This window comes from Rhodococcus sp. (in: high G+C Gram-positive bacteria) (assembly GCF_049591685.1).
Lineage (GTDB): Bacteria > Actinomycetota > Actinomycetes > Mycobacteriales > Mycobacteriaceae > Rhodococcoides.
Window position 1 is genome coordinate 1 of the sequence record NZ_JBAWFH010000503.1, and the last position, 5178, is coordinate 5178.

At 67.6% G+C, this 5178-nt stretch carries 2 protein-coding genes; one reads left to right on the top strand and one right to left on the bottom strand.

Annotated elements, in window-relative coordinates:
• A partial coding sequence (locus tag WBQ44_RS20700; RefSeq protein ID WP_495568544.1) for a carboxyl transferase domain-containing protein occupies positions 1 to 4026 on the top strand: 4026 nt, incomplete at its 5' end.
• Between the two features lie 57 nt (positions 4027 to 4083).
• Here WBQ44_RS20700 and WBQ44_RS20705 read toward each other — a convergent pair.
• Positions 4084 to 5178 (bottom strand): glycerate kinase family protein (locus tag WBQ44_RS20705; protein WP_495568545.1); only part of this gene is annotated, 1095 nt, incomplete at its 5' end.

Sequence of the window (5178 nt, forward strand, 5' to 3'; positions counted from 1 at the left end):
GCGTTCCTCTCCTCCGCCCGCGGCGGACGGCCCCGTGCGAGCCACACCATCGGCCGCAGCATCGAACTCAATTACCAGGGCCAGGCGTACAAGCTGGGCGTCGGCCAGACCGGACCGCATCGGTACCGCGTCGACGGCGACAGCGGTGACCTGCAGGTCGACGTCGAGCGTCTCGGTCGCTACGAGAGCCGCCTCGTGCTCGGTGACCGTCGCTACCAGGTGGTCACCGTCGCCGGCGCCGCCCACTTCCTCGTCGAGGTCGACGGCATAAGCCACCAGATCAGCCAGGACGAAGCGGGTCTCGTGCGCGCTCCGGCTCCCGCCGTGGTCGTGGCCGTCCCCGTCGCCGTCGGCGACGAGGTCGAAGCGGGCCAGACCCTGGTGGTGCTCGAATCGATGAAGATGGAGACTGCGGTTCGCTCGCCGTACGCCGGACGTGTGCGCGAGGTTCTCGCCTCTGTCAACGGCCAGGTCGACTCCGGCGCTGCGTTGCTGCGCGTCGACCAGGCAGGTGAGCAGAAAGCCTCGCAACAGACCGCACGGGTGGAATTCCGCACCGCCCCGAGCCCCGAGGGCGAATCGGCGAGCTGCCAAGCCCTGGCTCGACTGGGCGAATTGTCCGCTCTTATCACCGGATTCGACGTCAGTGCCACGCGCGCACAGTCGTTGCTGGCCGGGTACGAAGAACTGCGCAGCGCCGTGCCGCGCGAGGACACCGCCGTCGTCGATGCAGAACTGGCCCTGCTCAACACCTTCGCCGATATCTGCGAACTCTCGCGTAACCGTCCGACCATGGACGAAGAGAACACCGACGAGCGCGTGCACTCCCCCCGCGAGCACTTCCACTCGTTCCTGCACTCGCTCGACGCGGAGACGCAGGGTCTTCCGGAATCGTTCCGCGGCAAGCTTTCTCGTGCCCTGCATCACTACGATGCCGACGACCTCGAGCGCGGACCGGAGCTGGAGGAGGCCGTCTACCGCGTCTTCCTGGCGCTGCAGCGCATCGAGAACCAGGTCCCGGTCATCGCCGCCCTGCTCGATCACTGGTTGACCGACTCCTCCGAACAGCCCGCCACCGGCTCGGCCATCGGCGAGGTGCTCGAGCGCCTCATCGTCGCCACCCAGGCGCGGTACCCGGTGATCGGCGACGTCGCCCGCAACCTGCGCTTCCGGCTGTTCGACGCACCGCAGATCCGCCGCGCACGCGACCAGGTCTACGACGGCGTCCGAGGCAGCCTGCAATACCTGGCGGAAAACCCCGATGCACCCGACTACGCCGCCCGCATCGACGCCCTGGTCTCGACACCCGAACCACTGATCGATCTGCTCGCGTCGAGAATCGCCGAACCGGGCGCCCTGCTCGAGGTCATCACGCGTCAGTACTACGAGATTCGCACCCTCGAAGACGTCAAGGCATTCGACCGTGAGGGCAAGCACTTCGTCACCGGCAACTTCGAACTCGCCGGCGAGCGGCTCCAATTGGTCTCCACCGCAGGCTCGTTTGCCGACCTGTCCGCGACGCTCGATGCGATCGACGACATCGCAGGCCCCGCGCCCGAGCACCTCGCGGTGGACCTCTACCTCGCGTGGCCCGACGTCCCGACCGACGGCGACGAAATTTCGTCGACCATTGCCGCGGTGCTCGCCGAGCACCCCCGCACCCGCGGCTGGCGCCGAATCACCATCACCGTGTGCGGAGACGACGTCCGCCACGTGACGTTCCGCCGCACCGCAGCAGACGCCGGCAGCAACGCGACCGGCCCGCTCTCGGAAGACCTCATCATCCGGGACATGCATCCCCTCACCGGGCAACGTCTGGACCTGTGGCGCCTGAAGAACTTCGACGGCAAGCGCCTACCCGCAACCCCGGGCACCTACCTGTTCGCGTTGCAGGCCAAGGAAAACCCGTCCGACGAACGACTGATGGCTCTCGCCGAGATTCGCGGCGTCACCACCCAGCTCGACGAGAACGGTGACGTCGTCGCGGTCCCCGAGATCGAGCGCACCGTCGCTGCCTGCCTCGACGGCATCCGCCGCACCCAGGCGCAGCGAGGACGCAAGCGCCTCGACGCCAACCGCGTCACGCTCTACGTCTGGCCCGTACTCGACGTCCCCGAGGACAGGCTCGCCACGATCGCCCGGCACATAGCGCCCTCGACCATCGGCGCAGGCCTGGAAGAGATCACGATGATCGCCAGGTTGGGGGACGGCAACGCCGCACCACGTGATGTGGCCATCCGATTCTCGTACCGTTCGGGAGCAGGGATCGTCGCCAAGGTCACCGCCAAACCGACCGAGCCGATGCGTCCGCTCGACGAGTACACCCAGAAGGTGCAGCGCTCACAGGCACGCGGCACGGTGTACCCGTACGAACTGATCCCGCTGCTCACCGGCAACGGCGGCACGTTCACCGAGTACGACTTCGACGACTCCGGCGTGCTCTCGCCCGTCGAGCGCCCCTACGGTCACAACAAGGCAGGCATCATCTCCGGCGTGGTGACCACACCGAGTGAGCGCTACCCCGAGGGCGTCACCCGCGTCGCACTCTTCGGTGACCCGACCAAGGCGCTCGGTACCGTCGCCGAAGCCGAATGCTCGCGAGTCGTCGCCGCAATCGACCTCGCCGAAACGCTCGGGGCTCCCGTCGAATGGTTCACACTGTCCTCCGGTGCCACGATCTCGATGTCCACGGGCACCGAGAACATGGACTGGGTCTCGCGTGCGCTGCGCCGCATCATCACCTTCACCCAGCGCGGCGGCGAGATCAACATCGTCGTCGCGGGCATCAACGTCGGCGCCCAGCCGTACTGGAACGCCGAAGCAACGATGCTCGCGCACACCAAGGGCATTCTGGTGATGACCCCGGACAGCGCGATGGTGCTGACCGGCAAGCAGTCCCTGGACTACTCCGGCGGCGTGTCCGCGGAGGACAACTTCGGCATCGGCGGCTACGACCGTGTGATGGGGCCGAATGGCCAGGCCCAGTACTGGGCACCGAACCTGCGTGCCGCCGTGGAGGTGCTGTTCGCTCACTACGATCACGCGTATGCCGCTCCGGGCGAGCGGTTCCCGCGCCGGGCGATCACCGCCGACCCGGCCGACCGCGACGTCCAGAGCTACCCGCACGTGCACCCGTCGAGCGACTTCACCACCGTCGGCGACATCTTCTCCTCGAAGACGAACCCGGACCGCAAGAAGCCGTTCGACATTCGCACCGTCATGCGTGCCGTCGTCGACCAGGACCACACCGTTCTCGAGCGATGGGCCGACATGGCCGACGCCGACACCTCGGTCGTCTTCGATGCGCACCTGGCCGGTATCCCGGTGTCGGTCATCGGTATCGAATCGCGGGCCATTCCCCGCAAGGGCTGGTTCCCGGCAGACGGGCCGGACCAGTGGACCTCGGGCACGTTGTTTCCCAGCTCGTCGAAGAAGACGGCGCGGGCCATCAACGCGGCCAGCGGATCACGGCCGATCGTCGTGCTCGCCAACCTGTCCGGCTTCGACGGCTCACCCGAGTCCCTGCGCAACATCCAACTCGAATACGGTGCCGAAATCGGCCGGGCCATCGTCAATTTCGACGGACCGATCGTGTTCTGCGTCGTATCGCGTTATCACGGTGGCGCTTTCGTGGTGTTCTCCGGCGCTTTGAACGACAACATGGAGGTCCTCGCCGTCGAAGGATCCTTCGCCTCGGTCCTCGGTGGCGCGCCGGCCGCAGCGGTCGTGTTCACCCGCGACGTCAACGCTCGCACCGCAGCCGATCCCGCAGTGAAGACACTCGAAGCGGAGCTCACCGCCGCCGAGACCGACGCCGATCGCGCTCACCTGCGCGTGCAGCTGGCAACGGCCAAGGCAGAGGTCCGCAACGCCAAGCTCGGCGAAGTGGCTGCCGAGTTCGAGGCAATCCACAACATCCAGCGCGCGCAGCAGGTCGGATCGGTGCATCACATCGTCCCGGCTGCAGAACTTCGGCCGCAGATCATTGCAGCCGTCGAACGCGGAATGGCTCGCACCAAGGCTTAATCGACTCTGTCACTATCCGCACCCCCGGCCGCTCGGCGACCGGGGGTGCGGAAAGCGTCACGCAGGGACCTTGCGGCGCTTGTGCGCCGACCGGGACGACACTGCTCCGCCCAACAGGATCATGCGCATCGTTCGCTCGGCCGCGTCGACGAGCAACGCCTCACCGTTCGCCACGGCTTCCGACAACGGCATCGGCACGGTGATGATCGACGCGATGGCAGCGATTCCGACGTCGTGCACGGCTGGTGCACCCACCCCCAGCGACCCCGCCAAGGCGATGACGGGCACGCCGAAACGCTGACATCTCCGCGCGACCTCGGCCGGAACCTTGCCGTGGGGTGTCTGAAAGTCGATCGAACCTTCCGCCGTGATCACCAGGTCCGCTTTGCGGATCCGGCGATCGAGATCGATGCCGGACAGACCGGAATCGAGAAGAGCCTCGAACCGTGATCGCAATACGGCGCCGACGCCGGCTGCCAGTCCGGCGCCCAACCCACCGGACGCCCCCGTTCCCGAGCCCGTCCGCACGTCGTCGATCATCACCCCGTCGCGTTCGAGAACGCCTGCCCACTTGTCGAGCGCAGCGGAGAGTTCTTCGACCTGCTCGTCCGTCGCGCCCTTCTGCGGCCCGAACACCCTCGCCACACCCGCAGGCCCACACAGCACGTTGTGCGGGTTGCAGGCGAGAACCATCTCGACCTCCGCCAGACGGGGATGCACACCGGACAGATCCAGGCTCGTCGCCTCGGCCAGTGCGCGGCCGCCCCTGCCTATCTCACGGCCTCGGCCGTCCACGATGCGCGCACCCAACGCCTGCAACGCCCCCGCTCCCCCGTCGCACGTGCCGGAATCGCCGCATCCGACGAGAATGCGATCCACGCCCGCGTCCAGCGCAGCGACAATGAGTTGCCCGACGCCGAACGTCGTCGTCGCGCCCGGATCTCGCATGGTGTGCGGGACCAGCGACAGGCCCGCCGCCGACGCCATCTCCACGACCGCGACGTTGTCGGCCGAGCCTCCCAGGCGCGCCCAGTGCGCGGTGACCGGCGCACCCGTAGGTCCGACGACAGTTACCTCGTGCAGACTGCCTCCGGTGGCATCGGCCAGTGTTCGCGCCGTGCCTTCGCCGCCGTCCGCGATGGGCGCCGTATC